General features: G+C 39.2%; 14 protein-coding genes. 8 read left to right on the top strand and 6 right to left on the bottom strand.

The genetic code is table 11. The features are described 5' to 3' along the window. The first annotated feature begins 244 nt into the window (after positions 1–244). From pheS to rpsI, 8 genes are all read left to right on the top strand, one after another. Positions 245–1,291, top strand: a complete 1,047-nt coding sequence (pheS, locus tag CYK16_RS01865; protein ID WP_033678364.1) for a phenylalanine--tRNA ligase subunit alpha — start codon at positions 245–247, stop codon at positions 1,289–1,291. Next, entirely contained in the window at positions 1,291–1,800 is a 510-nt protein-coding gene (locus tag CYK16_RS01860) for a GNAT family N-acetyltransferase (protein WP_061758862.1), read from the top strand. Before pheS ends, CYK16_RS01860 begins: the two co-directional genes overlap by 1 nt. A 76-nt stretch (positions 1,801–1,876) precedes the next feature. Beyond that, complete coding sequence (gene pheT, locus CYK16_RS01855) at positions 1,877–4,282, top strand: phenylalanine--tRNA ligase subunit beta (RefSeq protein ID WP_061758861.1); 2,406 nt, start codon at positions 1,877–1,879, stop codon at positions 4,280–4,282. 473 nt (positions 4,283–4,755) lie between these two features. Beyond that, on the top strand, positions 4,756–10,416 hold the full coding sequence (locus tag CYK16_RS01850) for a SasC/FmtB family protein (protein ID WP_101776569.1): 5,661 nt from the start codon (positions 4,756–4,758) through the stop codon (positions 10,414–10,416). Between the two features lie 717 nt (positions 10,417–11,133). Continuing rightward, positions 11,134–12,027, top strand: a complete 894-nt coding sequence (locus CYK16_RS01840) for an ABC transporter ATP-binding protein (RefSeq protein ID WP_060805659.1) — start codon at positions 11,134–11,136, stop codon at positions 12,025–12,027. Further along, positions 12,024–13,223, top strand: a complete 1,200-nt coding sequence (locus CYK16_RS01835) for an ABC transporter permease (RefSeq protein WP_060805658.1) — start codon at positions 12,024–12,026, stop codon at positions 13,221–13,223. Before CYK16_RS01840 ends, CYK16_RS01835 begins: the two co-directional genes overlap by 4 nt. Positions 13,224–13,438: 215 nt before the next feature. Beyond that, entirely contained in the window at positions 13,439–13,885 is a 447-nt protein-coding gene (gene rplM / locus CYK16_RS01830; RefSeq protein ID WP_001044624.1) for a 50S ribosomal protein L13, read from the top strand. Positions 13,886–13,903: 18 nt separating this feature from the next. Beyond that, positions 13,904–14,296, top strand: a complete 393-nt coding sequence (gene rpsI, locus CYK16_RS01825; protein ID WP_000075964.1) for a 30S ribosomal protein S9 — start codon at positions 13,904–13,906, stop codon at positions 14,294–14,296. A 106-nt stretch (positions 14,297–14,402) separates the two neighbouring features. Here the strand turns inward: rpsI and CYK16_RS01820 are convergent, their stop codons facing one another. The 6 genes from CYK16_RS01820 to CYK16_RS01795 form a co-directional block, all read right to left on the bottom strand. Continuing rightward, complete coding sequence (locus CYK16_RS01820; protein ID WP_101776568.1) at positions 14,403–15,620, bottom strand: site-specific integrase; 1,218 nt, start codon at positions 15,618–15,620, stop codon at positions 14,403–14,405. 66 nt (positions 15,621–15,686) lie between these two features. Then, positions 15,687–15,950, bottom strand: a complete 264-nt coding sequence (locus tag CYK16_RS01815) for a helix-turn-helix domain-containing protein (protein ID WP_101776567.1) — start codon at positions 15,948–15,950, stop codon at positions 15,687–15,689. Between the two features lie 48 nt (positions 15,951–15,998). Continuing rightward, the gene (locus tag CYK16_RS01810; RefSeq protein ID WP_308301156.1) at positions 15,999–17,363 is read right to left on the bottom strand and encodes a Rep family protein; all 1,365 of its coding nucleotides are present in this window, start codon (positions 17,361–17,363) and stop codon (positions 15,999–16,001) included. A gap of 414 nt (positions 17,364–17,777) precedes the next feature. Continuing rightward, positions 17,778–18,500, bottom strand: coding sequence for an ATP-binding protein (locus CYK16_RS01805; RefSeq protein WP_101776565.1), 723 nt, complete (start codon positions 18,498–18,500; stop codon positions 17,778–17,780). Between the two features lies 1 nt (position 18,501). Beyond that, on the bottom strand, positions 18,502–18,867 hold the full coding sequence (locus CYK16_RS01800; protein ID WP_257960377.1) for a hypothetical protein: 366 nt from the start codon (positions 18,865–18,867) through the stop codon (positions 18,502–18,504). A gap of 188 nt (positions 18,868–19,055) precedes the next feature. Beyond that, positions 19,056–19,448 (bottom strand): hypothetical protein, encoded by a 393-nt coding sequence (locus tag CYK16_RS01795; protein ID WP_101776563.1) that lies wholly within the window; start codon positions 19,446–19,448, stop codon positions 19,056–19,058. Positions 19,449–19,674: the final 226 nt, after the last annotated feature.

Below are 19,674 nucleotides of genomic sequence, written 5' to 3'. Positions count from 1 at the left end.
TGATAAACTAAGTAGTAATTGAATAGAAATCTGCAAGACTAGTAGCCCAAGGGAAGTATATTAGGGAGGAGAGCCGTGACTGCAAGCTCTCTATATGAAAGCTGGGTGAATTCACTTGCGCATGGATTTAGAAATGAAGGTCTGACTTGTCAGATAAAAACGGATGGTACCGCGTGTCAACGCTCCGAGTGGAGTTTTTGGCATGTGGTTTTCTTTTTATCTACGAGAGACTGATGGAGGAATTATGTCAACTATTGAAGAACAATTAAAAGCGCTTCGCGAAGAAACGCTGGCTAGCTTGAAGCAGATTACTGCTGAAAATGAAAAAGAGATGCAAGATTTGCGTGTCTCTGTCCTTGGTAAAAAGGGTTCGCTCACTGAAATCCTCAAAGGGATGAAAGATGTTTCTGCTGAGATGCGTCCAATCATCGGGAAACACGTCAATGAAGCTCGTGATGTCTTGACAGCTGCTTTTGAAGAAACAGCTAAGCTCTTGGAAGAAAAGAAAGTTGCTGCACAATTAACTAGCGAGAGTATAGATGTGACGCTTCCAGGTCGCCCAGTTGCGACTGGTCACCGTCACGTTTTGACACAAACCAGTGAAGAAATCGAAGATATTTTCATTGGGATGGGTTACCAAGTCGTGGATGGTTTTGAAGTGGAGCAAGACTACTATAACTTTGAGCGTATGAACCTTCCCAAAGACCACCCAGCCCGTGATATGCAGGATACTTTCTATATCACAGAAGAGATCTTACTCCGTACTCATACATCTCCTGTGCAGGCGCGTGCCATGGATGCCCATGATTTCTCTAAAGGGCCTTTGAAGATGATCTCGCCAGGGCGTGTGTTCCGTCGTGATACGGACGATGCAACCCACAGTCACCAGTTCCACCAAATCGAAGGCTTGGTTGTTGGGAAAAATATCTCTATGGCTGACCTTCAAGGAACCCTTCAGTTGATTGTGCAAAAAATGTTTGGTGAAGAGCGTCAGATCCGTCTGCGCCCCTCTTACTTCCCATTCACAGAGCCATCTGTTGAGGTGGATGTTTCTTGCTTCAAGTGTGGTGGAGAAGGCTGTAACGTATGTAAGAAAACAGGTTGGATCGAAATTATGGGTGCCGGTATGGTTCACCCACGTGTCCTTGAAATGAGTGGTATCGATGCGACTGTTTACTCTGGATTTGCCTTTGGTCTTGGACAAGAGCGTGTAGCTATGCTCCGTTACGGAATCAACGATATTCGTGGCTTCTACCAAGGAGATGTCCGCTTCTCAGAACAGTTTAAATAATGATTAGAAAAGTAGAAATGCCAGATGTTGAGGTGTTGGCTAAAATAGCCAAACAAACCTTTCGTGAAACATTTGCTCATGATAATACGGAAGAGCAGTTACAGGAATACTTTGAAGAGGCTTATAGTCTGAGAGTTTTGTCAACTGAGTTGGAAAATCCAGAATCCGAAACATATTTCATTATGCATGAAGAGGAGATAGCTGGTTTTCTCAAAGTCAACTGGGGAAGTGCTCAGACTGAGAGAGAATTAGAGGGTGCTTTTGAAATTCAACGTCTCTATGTGCTACAAAAATTCCAAGGATTTGGACTCGGTAAGCAACTGTTTGAATTTGCTCTTGAACTTGCTACAAAAAATAGTTTTTCTTGGGCTTGGCTAGGTGTTTGGGAGCATAATACAAAAGCTCAAGCATTTTATAATCGATATGGTTTTGAAAAATTTAGCCAACATCATTTTATGGTTGGTCAAAAAGTAGATACGGATTGGTTACTGAGAAAGAAATTAAGGTAAGAAGAGGATTCTTCTATTGAAATGATAGGAAAGGAAAAGAACTAGAGTGATAACTGTCATTCTGGAAAACTAAATTATGCTTGTATCTTATAAATGGTTAAAAGAATTGGTGGACATTGATGTGCCATCACAAGAGTTGGCTGAAAAAATGTCAACTACAGGGATCGAGGTAGAAGGTGTCGAATCACCAGCTGCTGGTCTCTCAAAAATTGTCGTCGGTGAGGTCTTGTCTTGCGAAGATGTGCCAGAAACTCACCTCCATGTTTGTCAGGTTAACGTTGGTGAAGAAGAAGCCCGTCAAATCGTCTGTGGAGCACCGAATGTGCGTGCAGGTATCAAGGTTATGGTGGCACTTCCAGGAGCTCGTATCGCTGACAATTACAAAATCAAAAAAGGGAAAATCCGTGGTTTAGAGTCACTTGGAATGATCTGTTCACTTGGTGAATTGGGAATTTCTGACTCAGTTGTACCTAAGGAATTCGCAGATGGTATCCAAATCTTGCCAGAAAATGCCCTTCCTGGGGATGAAGTCTTCTCATACCTAGACTTGGATGATGAAATCATCGAACTTTCTATCACACCCAACCGTGCGGACGCTCTTTCTATGCGTGGGGTGGCTCACGAAGTGGCAGCTATCTACGACAAGGCAGTCAACTTTAAAGAATTCAGTTTAACAGAAACCAATGAATCTGCAGCAGATGCCCTTTCTGTAGGCATTGAGACAGACAAGGCGCCTTACTATGCCGCTCGTATCTTGGACAATGTGACCATCGCACCAAGTCCACAATGGTTGCAAAATCTCCTCATGAACGAAGGCATCCGTCCAATCAATAACGTAGTGGACGTGACCAACTATATCCTGCTTTACTTTGGTCAACCCATGCATGCCTTTGATTTGGATACCTTTGAAGGGACTGACATCCGTGTACGTGAAGCGCGTGCTGGTGAAAAATTAGTGACTTTAGATGGTGAAGAACGTGACTTGGAAACAAATGACCTAGTCATCACTGTCGCAGACAAGCCAGTAGCTCTTGCAGGTGTCATGGGAGGTCAAGCAACAGAAATCTCTGAAAAATCTAGTCGTGTCGTCCTTGAAGCTGCTGTTTTCAATGGAAAATCTATCCGTAAGACCAGCGGTCGCCTTAACCTTCGTTCTGAGTCATCTTCTCGCTTTGAAAAAGGCATTAATGTGGCAACGGTCAATGAAGCTCTTGATGCGGCAGCTAGTATGATTGCCGAACTTGCTGGTGCGACAGTGCGTAAAGGCATCGTTTCAGCGGGTGAACTTGATACCTCTGATGTGGAAGTTTCTTCAACTCTTGCTGATGTTAACCGCGTCCTCGGAACTGATCTTTCTTATGCTGATGTAGAAGACGTTTTCCGTCGTCTTGGCTTTGGTCTTTCTGGAAATGCAGACAGTTTTACAGTCAGCGTCCCACGCCGTCGCTGGGATATCACTATCGAGGCAGACCTCTTTGAAGAAATCGCTCGTATCTATGGATATGACCGCTTGCCAACCAGCCTTCCAAAAGACGATGGGACAGCTGGTGAATTGACTGCGACACAAAAACTCCGCCGTCAAGTTCGTACGATTGCTGAAGGAGCAGGTTTGACAGAAATCATCACCTATGCTCTAACAACTCCTGAAAAAGCAGTTGAGTTTACGGCTCAACCAAGTAACCTTACTGAACTCATGTGGCCAATGACCGTGGATCGTTCAGTCCTCCGTCAAAATATGATTTCTGGTATCCTTGATACCGTTGCCTACAACGTGGCTCGTAAGAACAAAAACTTGGCTCTTTACGAGATTGGAAAAGTCTTTGAACAAACTGGCAATCCAAAAGAAGAACTTCCAAATGAGATCAACAGTTTTGCCTTTGCCTTGACAGGATTGGTTGCAGAAAAAGATTTCCAAACAGCAGCAGTTCCAGTTGATTTCTTCTATGCTAAGGGAATCCTTGAAGCACTATTTACTCGCTTGGGACTAGAAGTAACTTATACAGCAACATCTGAAATCGCTAGCCTTCATCCAGGTCGTACAGCAATCATTTCACTCGGTGACCAAGTTCTTGGTTTCCTTGGTCAAGTACACCCAGTTACTGCTAAGGCCTACGATATTCCAGAAACGTATGTGGCTGAGCTCAACCTTTCAGCCATCGAAGCTGCCCTTCAACCAGCTGCTCCATTTGTGGAAATCACCAAATTCCCAGCAGTCAGCCGTGACGTGGCTCTACTCCTCAAGGCAGAAGTCACTCATCAAGAAGTTGTAGACGCTATCCAAGCTGCCGGCGTGAAACGTTTGACAGATATCAAACTCTTTGACGTTTTCTCAGGCGAAAAATTGGGACTTGGTATGAAGTCAATGGCTTATAGCTTGACTTTCCAAAATCCAGAAGACAGCTTAACGGACGAAGAAGTAGCACGCTACATGGAAAAAATCCAAGCGTCTCTCGAAGAAAAAGTCGATGCAGAAGTTCGTTAAGTTATTAGAATTTGAAATGAAAGTTTAGACTTAAACATAAAAAACGAATAAAACTAGTTTTCTAGACAGTTAGAATTCTATTTTGTTCGTTTTTTTGTTTTTAAATCTTAGGTCTTGTTAGTGTGAATGAAGCTGTTCTTATATACTTTCTTGATTTCGCTTTTATAACTGTTTAAGACTACAGTAGATTGAAATAAACTGCGAACAAATCTATTGGGGAATTCAAACAAGTTTATAGCAATGTTTTAGAAGTTTCAATGTGCTGTTTCAACTTCGGCATGAAATAAAATCTAAGTGTATTTTTATTTTTCTGTCTAATAAATCAAAATACTTGATTTATTAGCATAATAATGATAAAATCAAGATAAAAACAGTGCATAGGGTATGCTTTTAGTTAATATATATATATATATATATATTAACTAGTATTGCCGTTTTCACTAGTTTAATAAATTATAAAGGAGTCTTTATAGATGGAAAATAATAATTCTATGAGTCGAGTAGAACGCTCACGTCGTGAAAAGGTAACTCGTTACTCTGTCAGAAAAGTAAGTTTTGGTGCGGCCAGTGTAGCGGTTGCAGCATTTTTCATGTTTTTGGGAAATGGAGCAGTATATGCGGCAGAACCAAATGTAACAGCAACAGATTCTGCCCTAGCAGCTACTCCAGCAAATAATCAGTTGGATGAAAATTCTGGTAGCAGTGAAGCTACTGCTCCGAAAGCTCAAGCAGACACAACTACTCCAGCACCTACTGATGCAAGCTCAACATCAGTGGAGTCATCTACTGTTTCGAAAGCCCAAGCAGACGCAACTACTTCAAAACCTGCTGATGCTACTCCAGCGCCAGTAGTATCATCTACTACTTCAACAACAGAAGAAACGCCAGAAAAGGCTACACCTGCCTTGGATAAAAAACAGCTGGAAGATTACGTAGCAGAAATTGATGCTAAATTAGCCTCAGATAGCTATGCTACTAAGACAGATGAAAGTGTAGCAACCCTTAAAGAACATCTAGGATTAGCAAAACTTGCCCTAACAACAGCCAAAAGTCAAGACGAGTTAACAAAAGCTTATAGAAGACTCTTTATGACAGTGAACAGCGGTTTACGTAGTAAGCCTAAAGCGCAGGTGGAAAGTCCTAAACTAGATACCACAGAAGGAAAAGCGACTGTTGGTAAGAAAGCAAGCAATACTGAGAAAGCTACGGGAACCAACTCTATCGCAAACTCAGGAAAACATGATCCACGTAATGGACAAGCCCTAGATGCAAATAATCCATTCCGAACAGGTGATGCGGCGACAACAGATGAGGGTAATGATTCGTCTATCAATGCAACGAATTTAGATGTGGTAAATCCATATTTTGAAGATAACAGAACAACACCAACTAAAGAAGAAAAATGGAAAGTTATTGATAAAATAGATTTTGTTGGGTGGCAACTAGTTAACAGTAAACAAACAAAAGTTGTTGTTGTTAATGGTAAAGCTACTTCATATGGAGGACATAGTGGGGTTGTTAACCAAACACATCCAAATTCAATACCTTTAGCTTTATACACCACTAAAAATGATCCAAATAGTAAGAGTGATCAATTCGGAGGAATCTATCAAGATATTAATGTAAAACCAGGGCAAGAAGTTGTAATAGGATTCAACTCTACAAACTTCGGAGGTTTTGCTACGCCGAATAATAAAGTTAAAGTAATAGTATCATATCCAGATAAAGGGGATAAACAGCAAGGGACTGTTACTTGGAGAACATTTGTAAACCCATATTCAGGAGTATTTACAGTACCTGATGGAGTCACAAAAGTTAGGATTCGTTTAGAGGCTGCAGATGGTGCTGTAAGTCAAGATGATAAAGGGAAAATCAACATAGATGGTAAGGATTATTATCTTGGGCAGATGGTTTCAAACTTAACGATTAGTACAGGTGCACACGTTGTTACTACTACACCAAAAGTTAAGTATGAAGAACAGTCACCATCAGCAACGGCTACAACTGTACAGGCTACAATTAGTTTGGATGTTGAGAACCAAGGACACTTTTCTTCAGGTAATAATAAATATATAGTGAAATTACCAGAGAATGCAAAGTATGTATCATCTGAAGGTGGAACAGCTGCAACTGTAAAAGATGGTACTTTAACTATCAATTATAAATCATTAGCTCCTGGTGAGAGAAAAACATTAACATATACGGTAGAATTACCAGCAGACAAAGCAAGTTCTAATGATTTTAACGGAGTTAACTCTTTTAATACATCTACATCTTATAATGGATTAATAGGAGATGTTGTTGCAGGGGGAGCGACGGGAACATTAGGAGCAAAAATTCGTAATATTCCAGTAAAAACTCAAAATGTAACAGTTAACATGTACAAAACAGACTTGCAGAATAAGGTTAATGAATTAGAGACTAAGTTAGCACAGTTAAATGAAAGTGACTATACTAAAGAAAGCTGGAAAGCAATGCAAGATCAACTTGCTGAAGCTAAGAATATCCTAAGCGAAGAAACAAATAATGTTCCTGTAGCTGATCGAAAAAATCAATCTGAAATTAACACTAAGTTAGTATTATTAGAAAAAGAAAAAGCTAAATTAGATTTAGAAAAAGCAGCTAAAGATCAAATTGCTGCAATTGAAGCAGTTGATGGTTCAGTAAAAGAAGAAAAAGAAGCCGCTAAAGCAAAAGTAATTGAAGCCTTAGCAGCAGCTAAAAAAGCAGTAGACTCAGCAGCAACCGAAGCTGATGTAGCAACAAAACTGACAGAAGAAACAAACAAGATTACTCCAATACTTCCAGCAGAAGAAGTTAAGACGGCAGCTAAAAATCATATTCAAAGCGTACTCGAAGAGAAGAAGACTCAAATAGCAGCTCGTGATGACCTAACTACTGAAGAAAAAGAAGCAGCTGTAAAAGAAGCAGAGCGTTTAGCACAAGATGCAAAAAATAGAGTGGATGCAGCAACTACTGAAGAATCTGTGGAACGTAATAAAGACCGCGGTGAAGAAAAAGTAGAAAAAGTAGATCCAGCAGCTAAAGTCAAACCAGCAGCAAAAGCAGCGATCGATGCAGCATTAAAAGCACAAGAAAAAGCGATTGACGCAAAAGCAGATTCAACAACAGAAGAAAAAGAAGCTGCTAAAGAAGAAGCTAGAGCGAAAGCAGAAGCAGCCAAAGAAGCCATCGATAAAGCAGATTCTAATGCGAATGTAGCAGCAGCTAAAGAAGCAGGAGTAGGAAAAATTACCCCTGTAGTGCCAAAAGCGGAAGTAAAACCAGCCGCAAAACAAGCGATTGAAGATGCTTATACTGCAAAAGTTGCAGAAATTGAAGCACGTCCTGAGTTAACTACTGAAGAAAAAGCAGCAGCCAAAGCAGAAGCACGTAAGTTGGCAGATGCAGCTAAAGTAAATGTTGATAAAGCGACAACAGATGCAGGAGTTGCAGTAGTAGAACAGCAAGGAACTACAAAAGTTGATAATGTAGATCCATTAGCAAAAGCCAAACCAGCCGCTAAAGCAGCGATCGATGCAGCATTAAAAGCACAAGAGCAAGCAATTGATGCAAAACCTGATTCAACGAAAGAAGAAAAAGAAGCCGCTAAGGAAGAAGCACGTGCTAAAGCAGAAGCAGCCAAAACAGCCATCGATAAAGCAACTTCTAATGCAGATGTAACGGCAGCTAAAGAAGCAGGAGTAGGAACAATTACACCTGTAGAACCAAAAGCAGAAGTAAAACCAGCCGCAAAACAAGCGATTGAAGATGCTTATACTGCAAAAGTTGCAGAAATTGAGAAACGTCCTGAGTTAACAACAGAAGAAAAAGAAGCAGCCAAAGCAGAAGCACGTAAATTGGCAGATGCAGCAAAAGCAAATGTTGATAAAGCGAAGACAGATGATGCAGTAGCGGCAGCAGAAGACAAAGGAACTACAAAAGTAGCAGATGTAGATCCAGCAGCAAAAGCAAAACCAGCAGCAAAAGCGGCCATCGATGCAGCATTAAAAGCACAAGAGCAAGCAATTGATGCAAAAACTGAATCAACAATAGAGGAAAAAGAAGCCGCTAAAGAAGAAGCACGTGCCAAAGCAGAAGCAGCCAAAGAAGCCATCGATAAAGCAGACTCTAATGCAGATGTAACGGCAGCTAAAGAAGCAGGAGTAGGAACAATTACCCCTGTAGTGCCAAAAGCAGAAGTAAAACCAGCCGCAAAACAAGCGATTGAAGATGCTTATACTGCAAAAGTTGCAGAAATTGAGAAACGTCCTGAGTTAACAACAGAAGAAAAAGAAGCAGCCAAAGCAGAAGCACGTAAATTGGCAGATGCAGCTAAAGCAAATGTTGATAAAGCGAAGACAGATGATGCAGTAGCGGCAGCAGAAGACAAAGGAACTACAAAAGTAGCAGATGTAGATCCAGCAGCAAAAGCAAAACCAGCAGCTAAAGCGGCAGTAGATGCAGCATTGGCAGAAAAAGACAAAGCGATCGACGCTAACGACAAACTTTCAGATGCAGAAAAATCAGCAGCGAAAGAAGAAGCTAAGAAAGCAGCGGACGAAGCTAAGAAAGCGATCGATGCAGCAACTGACCAAGCTGGAGTAGACGCAAAAGCAACTGAAGGAACAGATGCAGTAGCGGCAGTAAACCCAGTAGGAAAAGACAAAGCTAAAGTGGCAGTAGATGCAGCATTGGCAGAAAAAGACAAGGCGATCGACGCTAACGACAAACTTTCAGATGCAGAAAAATCAGCAGCGAAAGAAGAAGCTAAGAAAGCAGCAGACGAAGCTAAGAAAGCAATCGATGCAGCAACTGACCAAGCTGGAGTAGACGCAAAAGCAACTGAAGGAACAGATGCAGTAGCGGCAGTCAACCCAGTAGGAAAAGACAAAGCTAAAGCGGCAGTAGATGCAGCATTGGCAGAAAAAGACAAAGCGATCGACGCTAACGACAAACTTTCAGATGCAGAAAAATCAGCAGCGAAAGCACAAGTAGCAGCTGAAGCTAAGAAAGCAATCGAAGCAATAGAAAAAGCTACAACTGAAGCAGATGTAGAAGCAGCGAAAGAAGCAGGAAAAGCAGAAATCGCTAAAGTGGCACCAGAAACAACAGATTACAAGGCTAAAGCCAAAGCAGAAGTAGAAGCTGAATTAGCTAAGAAATTAGCTGAACTTGAAAATGCAACTGATTTAACAGAAGCAGAAAAAGCAGCGGCAAAAGCACAAGTAGTCAACAAAGCTAAGGAAGCAATTGAAGCGATTCAAAAAGCTGCTACAGAAGCAGATGTAGACCAAGCGATTCGTAACTTTATTTACCGCATTTCAGCAGTTATTCGTGAGCAAGAAGAATATGATTTATCAAAACTGTTTGTAAATGGTTCTGTAACTGTTAAGCAAGGTGAATCTTTAACAGATAAAGATGTTTTATCAAAACTAAACTTACCAAGCGGTGTAGAAATTGTTAAGGTTGAAAAACCTACAACATCAGCATTAGGTACAGTGATGGCTAAAGTAACAGTTAAATTAGCAGATGGAAGCGTAGAAGAAATTAACGTACCTGTTGAAGTTATTGTTTCACAAAATCATGGAAATGAAGGAAATGGAGCAAATAACGGAGCTAATAACACTGAAGCCAAAGTTAATAAAGCTAAGTTAGAAGGTGCTATCCATCAATTAGATGAATTGCTCCTTAAAGAATCAGCTAAGCTTGATGCAGAAACTGCAAAAGAAGCGAATGTATTATCAGCAGATGCTAAGAAAGTATTTGCCAATGCAGACGCAACTCAAGCAGAAGTGGATGCAATGGTTAAACGTATCGAAGACTTCATGGCGAAAGTTGCTCCATTAACGGATCATGCAAATACAGCTAACGATCAATCTGCTCAAACACCAGCTGTAGTTCCAGCTAACAACCAATCTGCGCAAACAACAGTTGTAGCTCCAGCTACTACTCAAGCAGCAGCTAATGCTAGCCAAACATTATCAGCACAAGCAAATGCGCGTAAAGCGGCTAAAGAATTGCCAAATACAGGTACAGCAGATTCTACTGTAGCTATGGTAGCAGCAGCTGCAAGTGCATTACTTGGTCTCGGTCTTGCAGGCCGTCGTCGTAAAGAAGACGAAGAAGCTTAATTGGTAGATTATTTGATAATTATCAGATGATAAGTCCGATTTTCAAAGTTTAAACAAGTACCTCTCACAAGAAAATCTCCTAGCAGTAAAACCTGCTAGGAGATTTTTGATACAGGTAAATTGATCAGTGAATCTAAATCCTAAATTTCATGAGGTAATGAGAGGTTTAGGTCAACTTGATTTCAAAATTTTTAGGTCTAGGGATGACTATTCATATAGAGATAGGTAATTCTTCAAAGATGGTAGTCATATAGAGGACGATAGTTGTTAAGTAATGTTTTAATTGATAATAGTTGCTATTTGATGATGTTTTATGTCAAAGTAAATAGATAAGATTTTTATTTTTGACAAATGAGAACATATGATGTAATGATTTTTAGGGAAAAGCTATTTGGAATAAAGGAGTTGCTCAAATAACCATTCAGGATCAAAAATAGACAGTTGAGGAGCGGAAGGTATAAATTAAGTTTTCTACTGTATAATGGGATTTATCACTAATACTCTTCGAAAATCAAATTCAAACCACGTCAGCTTCGCCTTGCCGTACTCAAGTACATCCTGCGGCTAGCTTCCTAGTTTGCTCTTTGATTTTCATTGAGTATAAAAGTACTCCAGGTCATATTTTACATAGCAATAATCTTATAAAAATGGACAGAAATCGTTGTAAAGGCTATCAAAAAGGAGTATAATGAGTGCAAGACATTTCGGAGGTGAAAGATGCTAGAAGTAAGAAATCTAGAGAAAAGTTTTGGACCCAAGCAAGTTTTGTTTGGTATTGACTTTCAAGCACGACCAGGTCGTATTTTGGGACTAGTCGGGAAAAACGGTGCTGGGAAGACAACAATTTTCCACAGTATTTTGAAGTTTTTAGAATACCAAGGAGAAATCAGTCTAGATGGTCAGGATATTCGTCAGGAGACCTATGCTCGGATTGGCTATCTGCCTGAAGAACGCAGTCTCATGCCTAAATTGACAGTCCTTGAGCAAGTTCGCTATTTGGCGACTCTAAAAGGCATGGATGCCAAGGAGGTCAAGGAAAAACTCCCTCAATGGATGAAGAGGTTGGAAGTGAAAGGGAAGCTGACAGATAAAATCAAGAGTCTGTCAAAAGGAAATCAGCAGAAGATTCAGCTCATCATTACTTTGATTCATGAACCAGACTTGATTATCTTGGATGAGCCTTTCAGTGGCTTGGACCCAGTTAATACTGAATTGCTCAAGCAAGTCATTTTTCAGGAAAAAGAGCGTGGAGCAACCATTATCTTTTCTGATCATGTCATGACCAACGTCGAGGAGCTTTGTGACGATATTCTCATGATCCGAGATGGCCGTGTGGTCTTGCATGGACCAGTTCAGGATGTCCGCAATCAATACGGGAAAACGCGTCTCTTTGTTTCAAGTGAGCGAAGTAAGGAAGAATTGGAAAACCTTCCTCATGTCAAGCAGGTGAGCTTGACCAAACAAGGCAGTTGGAAATTGATCTTGGAGGACGAGAGTGCCGGAAGAGAACTCTTCCCAATCTTGACTCAGGGGCAATATATCGCAACCTTTGACCAGCAAGCGCCAACAATCGATGAAATCTTTAAACTAGAATCAGGGGTGGAAGTATGAGAAATATGTGGGTTGTAATCAAGGAAACCTATCTTCGACATGTCAAATCGTGGAGTTTCTTCTTTATGGTGATTTCGCCGTTCCTCTTTTTAGGAATCTCTGTAGGAATTGCCTATCTCCAAGGCTCTTCAATGGCTAAAAATGATAAAGTGGCAGTAGTGACAACAGTACCGTCTGTAGCAGAAGGACTAAAGGATGTAAATGGTGTTAACTTTGACTATAAAGATGAAGCAAGTGCAAAAGAAGCGATTAAAGATGAAAAATTAAAAGGCTATCTAACTATTGATCAAGAAGATAGTGTTCTAAAGGCAGTTTATCATGGCGAAACATCGCTTGAAAATGGAATTAAATTTGCAGTTACAGGTACACTCAATGAACTGCAAAATCAGCTTAATCGTTCAACGGCCTCCTTGTCTCAAGAGCAGGAAAAACGCTTAGCGCAGACAATTCAATTCACAGAAAAGATTGATGAAGCCAAGGAAAATAAAAAGTTTATTCAAACAATGGCAGCAGGCGCCTTAGGATTCTTTCTTTATATGATCCTGATTACCTATGCGGGTGTAACAGCTCAGGAAGTTGCCAGTGAAAAAGGCACCAAAATTATGGAAGTCGTCTTTTCTAGCATAAGTGCTAGTCACTATTTCTATGCGCGGATGATGGCTCTGTTTCTGGTGATTTTAACGCATATCGGGATTTATGTTGTAGGTGGTCTGGCAGCCATTTTGCTCTTTAAAGATTTGCCATTCTTGGCTCAGTCTGGTATTTTGGATCACTTGGGAGATGCTTTCTCACTAAATACATTGTTCTTTATTTTGGTCAGTCTCTTTATGTATGTAGTCTTGGCAGCCTTCCTAGGATCTATGGTTTCTCGTCCTGAGGACTCAGGGAAAGCCCTGTCGCCTTTGATGATTTTGATTATGGGTGGTTTTTTTGGAGTGACAGCTCTAGGTGCAGCTGGTGACAATCTCATCTTGAAGATTGGTTCTTATATTCCCTTTATTTCGACCTTCTTTATGCCATTTAGAACCATTAATGGCTATGCAGGGGGAGTAGAAGCATGGATTTCACTTGCGATTACGATTGCTTTTGCAGTAACAGCAACAGGATTTATCGGACGCATGTATGCCAGCCTAGTCCTTCAAACGGATGATTTAGGGATTTGGAAAACCTTTAAACGTGCCTTAGCTTATAAATAGAAGAGCCTCGCGAAAGCGGGGTTTTTTAGAGATAAAAAGAGTGGAATTCAGAAAAATATTTTTCATATCTATTGACTTTTAGGGGTGAAATTTGGTATTATAGTAGGCGGTATTGTTTACCCCATTTGAAAGGCCCCGGAACCTTCCAAATACTTTTCGATGGGAAGGAACACCCATCACTGTAAACAAAAATCGAACTATATATAGGAGAAATCATGAACAAAACAACATTTATGGCTAAACCAGGCCAAGTTGAACGTAAATGGTACGTAGTTGACGCAACTGATGTACCACTTGGACGTCTTTCTGCAGTAGTTGCTAGCGTACTTCGCGGAAAAAACAAACCAACATTTACACCACACACTGATACAGGTGACTTTGTGATTGTTATCAATGCTGAAAAAGTTAAATTGACTGGTAAAAAAGCAACTGATAAAATCTACTACACTCACTCAAACCACCCAGGTGGATTGAAACAAATCTCTGCAGGTGAACTTCGTTCTAAAAATGCAGTACGTTTGATCGAGAAATCAGTTAAAGGTATGCTTCCACACAATACTCTTGGACGCGCTCAAGGTATGAAGTTGAAAGTATTTGTTGGAGCTGAGCACACTCACGCTGCACAACAACCAGAAGTTCTTGACATTTCAGGACTTATCTAAGGAAAGGAACAATAAAGTATGTCACAAGCACAATATGCAGGTACTGGACGTCGTAAAAACGCTGTTGCACGCGTTCGCCTTGTTCCAGGAACTGGTAAAATCACTGTTAACAAAAAAGATGTTGAAGAGTACATCCCACACGCTGACCTTCGTCTTGTCATCAACCAACCATTCGCAGTTACTTCAACTGCAGGTTCATACGACGTTTTCGTTAACGTTGTAGGTGGTGGATACGCTGGTCAATCAGGAGCTATCCGTCACGGTATCGCTCGTGCCCTTCTTCAAGTAGACCCAGACTTCCGCGATTCATTGAAACGCGCAGGACTTCTTACACGTGACTCACGTAAAGTTGAACGTAAGAAACCAGGTCTTAAGAAAGCTCGTAAAGCATCACAATTCTCAAAACGTTAATCAATACGATTATATCAACGTTTCAAAGCACTCAAAAGTTTACCTTATGGGTGCTTTTTTCGTATTTTTTTGAAAAGTTCACCTCAAAGTTTACCTTATTTTCACCTTATTGTTTTAGAGACTTTAAAGCAAATTCACCTACTGTCATAGGAACTACATTAGAAGTATTTACATAAATCTGTGTTGTTCCTGTGTCACTGTGTGTTAGAGCTTCAGAAATAGCTTCTAAGCTCATTCCTGCTTGTTTAGCAAGCGTTGCTCCTGTATGTCGTAATTTATGAGGTGTGGCATGTGCCAGCTCTTTATGTCGCTTTCTGATGCTTTTCATTTTATTGTTTAGATAGTCAGCATGTAAAGGCTTGTTGATGTTTCCTTTGGTATCGATATATGTAAAAACAAATTGTTCTGGATTACTGATGATGCCAAACTTTGCCAGCTCATATTTTTGTTGCTCTTTCCAAGAGGTAAGGAGTTGAAGTAAGTCATTAGAAATAGAGAAAATAGTTTTCTTATTTCCCTTAGTAGATTTTACTTGTCCATATCTATCTAAAGCTTGAATTAGCTGAATCTGTTTTTTTGAAAGATCAATATGTTTCCATTGAAGAGCATAGGTTTCAGATTTTCTATCGCCTAAGAAAAAAGTGAGATAAAATAGGACATAATCTTTAAGGGTTATTTTATCATTATCTAAATCTTCTTGAAATGCTGAGAACCATTCTTGGAGTTGTTCATGAGTTAGATATAAATCTTCCTCTCTCTTTGACTCTGCAAGTTGAATCTTTTTAGTGGCCTTTATTCTTCTTAATATTTTTGCAACTCTATTTGCTTCAATATATTCAAGTTCTTCTGCCCAATCAAAAATAGAAATAACGTAACTTCGTAAAGTTTTGAAGTTGGCATATTCGTTGGCTTTTGCTGTCATCAAATTTAGAATAACCTGTTTATTTTGGTTTAAAAATTGAATCGTATAGTTGCCAAGAAGTGGTAGTATATGCTTTTCAAAACATGTTTTAGTATTAGCAATTGTTGACCTGCTTGGTGGCTTCGAAGTAGATGTGGTTTGTCCTACTTTGTAGGATTCCCACCAAATATTATTATAGAAGTCTGAGAAAAGAATATCTTCTTTTCCTAGTCCTGTAAACTCATTATCTTCTATTTGATTTAACTTGGTAAGCAAGTCTATCTCAGCTTGTCTTGCCTCCTTTCTAGTTTTAAATCGCTTATCGTAATAGTTGCTATTGACAATTCCAAGTGGCATTCGTGCTTCAATTGGGATATAGATTTTTAAGCGATAAGTTCCGTTTTTTGTCTTACTGATAGTCATGATATTCTCCTTGTGTATCGAACCAGAAAATATCATGACTATTATAAAACAAAAATATAGATATTTCTAGTTTTGTGAGTAGAGCCATGAATTAATGGCTTCTTTATTAAATCGTATAGTCTTACCTATTTTTATTGCAGGTAGCCCTCGTTTAATCCAACTGTCTAGAGTATTGTTTGAGATACCCAAGTAGTGGCAAGCCTGTTGTTTGTTTAAAAAAGGACTGTCAAGGTTACTATTGTTCAATCTATTTTCAATTTCTTTCTTGATGAGTTCAGCAAGTAGGAGCTGAATTTGTCGAACTTGTTCATCTGGTAGAATTACTTGCATTTGTTCCTCCAATGTATGGTATAATAGAGGTATCAAGAGATACCCTACTTACTTTTCTTGATTATCTGCAACCTCGTCCTCGCTCGCCAAAGTTTCGGATGGGGTTTTTGTTTTGTCATACTCCCATATATCCCATTGATTGTTGAGTCCAACCTTTGAAACTAGCATGGATAGAAGCTCTTCTTTACTTTTCATTTCGTTATCAGGTGTAAAATCGTAAGATAAGTAAGTATCATATCCAATCTCTGGGATTCGTCTCAGATTATTCAATATTCTTGTAGGATGAGATTCATAAAAAATAGGTTCATCCCCCACACCTTTTAACGTTGCTAGATGTTCAATTCTTCGAACATATTGTGATAAATCCTCACGATTATTTCCTTTGGTATGGTAGAAGAAGGTCAAAGGATGTTTAGAACTTGTGATAATAATGACCTTAGCAGCGCCTATTTTATTTTGATAACGAGCTGAGATAGGACTAATATTATATGGATCTAAAACTTTTAACCAGTCTGAAGCGGTTAAGCTATCCCCTCGGACATCATCGAGTAGTAGTATCTCTTCCCCGTTTACCTCATCAAACATATTTGTACCTGCAGTCAGGACTGATTGCCATTTTTTCTTATTCAGCTTTGCTAACTGAATAAGACTTTTTGCTATCTCTTTTGCAAATGTTGACTTGCCAAGTCCAGAAGCTCCATATATGAATAGGATTGTCTTTTTGAATTCTCCGTTTTCCAGTTCATCTTTTGTTCTGGCACACTTAATTTCTCCAATGCTTTTAATTGCGTCGTTTACTTTAACTTTATGAACTGTATAAAGAGTATGATATTGCTTATTAAGTAGTATTTCCTTTTTCGTAATATTCTCATTCAGAATGTTATCAATTAATAAATCGATATCCTCATAACTTTGTAGCACTTCCTTTTTTGCTTTTCCTTTAAGCCAGCTTCCTTGTCTTTCGTGATAAACTTCTAAATAGTTTTTACCTGTTAGAGTGAATACTTCGTCAGGAGTGTATTGATATTTGTCTTTATCTTTTGCATGAATTAAATAAGCTAACAAGTTATCGTAGCCATACCTTCCAGACTTCGCTTTTTCTAGATATTCAGGTTTTAGTCCGATTTGTACAGCTAAATCAGTTAGTGTTGCACCTTTTTCAAACTTGAGTAAAGCGTGAATATGTGGCTTTTTTAGCTTGGTAGTTGTTGTTCTAGTTACACTGTCAAAACCGATGGATGTGTCCTTGTCGTGTTTTATTGCGTATGCCTCGGAAACAGTTGCTATTTCACTAACTCTTCTGACAATTTCTTCAAGAATTTTTTCAACATTTGCAGACTTAATCAGTTCTTCATCCCAACCATTTTTCCAATATTTCGTCTCAAAGTATTGTGTAATTGCTACAGAAGTCAAAAGTGCTTCCTTCTTTTTTGAAGTCATTTATACTAAACCTTTCTTTTTTAATTATTCTTTTAATTATTTTTTTAATTATTCTAGTGTTAGACCGTTGACAAGCCCAGTCTAACACGCGTTGGGAATAATTAAAAATTAAATTGTAGTAACTCTTGGGGCTTTGCCCCAAACCACAGCCTCGCCTGCCCGATGAAACCCCATCGAACCGAGAACGCTTGCCAGCTAACAAGGGACGGGTAGTATTTTTCTTCGCTTCACTCCTTGCCTTCGGCATCGTTACGCTTGAAAAATCTCCACCCTCTAGCCCTTGCAAGCAGTCATTTTTCTGCTGGCAATGTCGTGCCGACACTAAACCGATGATGAAACTTCAAAATAAGCTTACTGTCGTACCTAACAAGTGTAGCAGAAAAAGCGCTAGCTATATCTTGAAAATAGCTCTTGTATCCGCTGATTTAACCGTTCTTCGTCTCTTACTTGTATAGTGCGAAACATTTTAACAGGTTCTCCTTCTAGTTGAAAATATCCATATCCTCTAGGTTTTATCACAACTTCATCCTTTTCCATATCAGGAAAAAGGAGTTGTCTGTTGTTTGTTGCTAGCAGAAAGCTAGTAGATAAGGATAGTACACAATTAAAATTGTAGCGTCCTGGCAAATCTGACATTAAAAAACGTTGACTAGATAAAACGATTCGCAAACCTAGACTTCTACCCATGCTATTCATCATTAACATTTTTGATAAAACATCTTTATGTTTTTTCTTGTCGGTTTGCTCAAGATAAGCGAGAAAAGCTTGCCACTCATCAAAAATTAGGTAAAGATTATGCGAGTTTTGTTCTTGCTTATCAAGTCTAGCTTCAAAACGTTGGTAGACTGTTTCGAACAATTCTAGACAGTTAAAACCTCTTGTGACATGATCACTAGTCATTGAAAACATTTCTTCATCTGCTTTAAAATCCAAAAAGTAAGCTTCAGCATCTGTATCATGAAATGAAATGAGTCCTAAAAGTCTTCTCAAAAAAGTGGATTTTCCCGAACCAGACGGGCCTGCAATAATCCATGCAAAAAATCGGTTAATGTCAATAGATGCAGAGGTTGGTTGACCTCTGCTATTGACCTCGAAAACGTTTTTTATCATGCTAGAAGTCCTCTTCTCTCTGAGGTTTTTGCATTAGCATCATGTCATGAGTTGACACTAAACGAACTTTGATTGCAAGGAAGGGTTCACGCTTCACACGCTTCACAACGCTATCTGTAGAATCGTTTGACATAGTTTTTACAACTTGTCTTACTTTTGTTTCAAACTCTGCAAGAAGTTCATCAGAGATTTCTTTGTTGATGTGAACAAAGTAAGTATCTGGTTTATCTTCTTCTATCCCTTGCGTGAAATTTAGTGTGGAAATTGGTAGTTCTGTCACACCTTCTTCTGTCAACCAGTGATATAACTTCTCGTACAAAAGATTGTCAGAGGTTTGATTTCTCTGTTTGTATCGTTGCCAAGCCATTGAAAATATTTCTCCTTGGGTTGCAACCGCGAGAAGAATTACGAGCCCCAAGAGTATGGGAACTATCCAGATTAAGAACTTGATAAGAAAAGCGAGTAAAACGAAACTAATTAAAGCTATAAAAAGTTGGTAATACCACTCTAGCTCTCTTAGGTTTTTTAAGAGTTTTTTCATAAGTAACCTCTTTTCTATTTGAGTGTAATATCAGCTAGCTCAGCTACAAGAGCGAGTCCGATTGGTTGCTTAATCTTGTCAAATACAAATGCTACATCGTAGTTATTAACTGTGATGTCAGCGTTAATCAAACTATCTAAGTTCTCGCTCTGGTAGTTTTTCAACTTGACTTTAAACGTTGGACAGTAGTCCTCTTGTCCAATACTTGCAAACGTTTCGTAGAGTTTTTTATCTACGCATGTTAGTGAAGCCCAAGTTCGTTGGTTTTCCTGACCTTCGTTGATGATGCCATCGTTTTTGTCAACAACTTTAATTGCTGATGGAACATCAACGGAAGTTGATAAAGAATCCAAAAATGCTCTTGCACTTTCTCGGTTTCCAAGTGTTATTTTTTTCTCTTTTGGCATGTGAATGCCTCCTTTTTTAAAAAATGTGCTTGGTCAGACTTTCTAGAACGCTGACGAGTGAAAGAATTCTTTTGTTGACAAAAAGATGATACAACATTTTTGAGACTAACTCAAGCAAATTTTTACGATTTCCATCAAATACAGGTATCATAATTTAGTTTATTTTTTGAGCCTGACAGAGCCTTTATTTTAATGTTTTGATGATTTTTTGTTTATTTTTTAAGCC

The sequence above is a fragment of the Streptococcus oralis subsp. dentisani genome, from assembly GCF_002860905.1.
GTDB lineage: Bacteria > Bacillota > Bacilli > Lactobacillales > Streptococcaceae > Streptococcus > Streptococcus oralis_BA.
This window is presented reverse-complemented; position numbering and strand designations above follow the sequence as displayed.

Coding starts and splice junctions, on each gene's coding strand:
- pheS (WP_033678364.1), top strand. CDS start 245: ATGTCAACTATTGAAGAACAATTAAAAGCGCTTCGCGAAGAAACGCTG.
- CYK16_RS01860 (WP_061758862.1), top strand. CDS start 1,291: ATGATTAGAAAAGTAGAAATGCCAGATGTTGAGGTGTTGGCTAAAATA.
- pheT (WP_061758861.1), top strand. CDS start 1,877: ATGCTTGTATCTTATAAATGGTTAAAAGAATTGGTGGACATTGATGTG.
- CYK16_RS01850 (WP_101776569.1), top strand. CDS start 4,756: ATGGAAAATAATAATTCTATGAGTCGAGTAGAACGCTCACGTCGTGAA.
- CYK16_RS01840 (WP_060805659.1), top strand. CDS start 11,134: ATGCTAGAAGTAAGAAATCTAGAGAAAAGTTTTGGACCCAAGCAAGTT.
- CYK16_RS01835 (WP_060805658.1), top strand. CDS start 12,024: ATGAGAAATATGTGGGTTGTAATCAAGGAAACCTATCTTCGACATGTC.
- rplM (WP_001044624.1), top strand. CDS start 13,439: ATGAACAAAACAACATTTATGGCTAAACCAGGCCAAGTTGAACGTAAA.
- rpsI (WP_000075964.1), top strand. CDS start 13,904: ATGTCACAAGCACAATATGCAGGTACTGGACGTCGTAAAAACGCTGTT.
- CYK16_RS01820 (WP_101776568.1), bottom strand. CDS start 15,620: ATGACTATCAGTAAGACAAAAAACGGAACTTATCGCTTAAAAATCTAT.
- CYK16_RS01815 (WP_101776567.1), bottom strand. CDS start 15,950: ATGCAAGTAATTCTACCAGATGAACAAGTTCGACAAATTCAGCTCCTA.
- CYK16_RS01805 (WP_101776565.1), bottom strand. CDS start 18,500: ATGATAAAAAACGTTTTCGAGGTCAATAGCAGAGGTCAACCAACCTCT.
- CYK16_RS01800 (WP_257960377.1), bottom strand. CDS start 18,867: ATGGCTTGGCAACGATACAAACAGAGAAATCAAACCTCTGACAATCTT.
- CYK16_RS01795 (WP_101776563.1), bottom strand. CDS start 19,448: ATGCCAAAAGAGAAAAAAATAACACTTGGAAACCGAGAAAGTGCAAGA.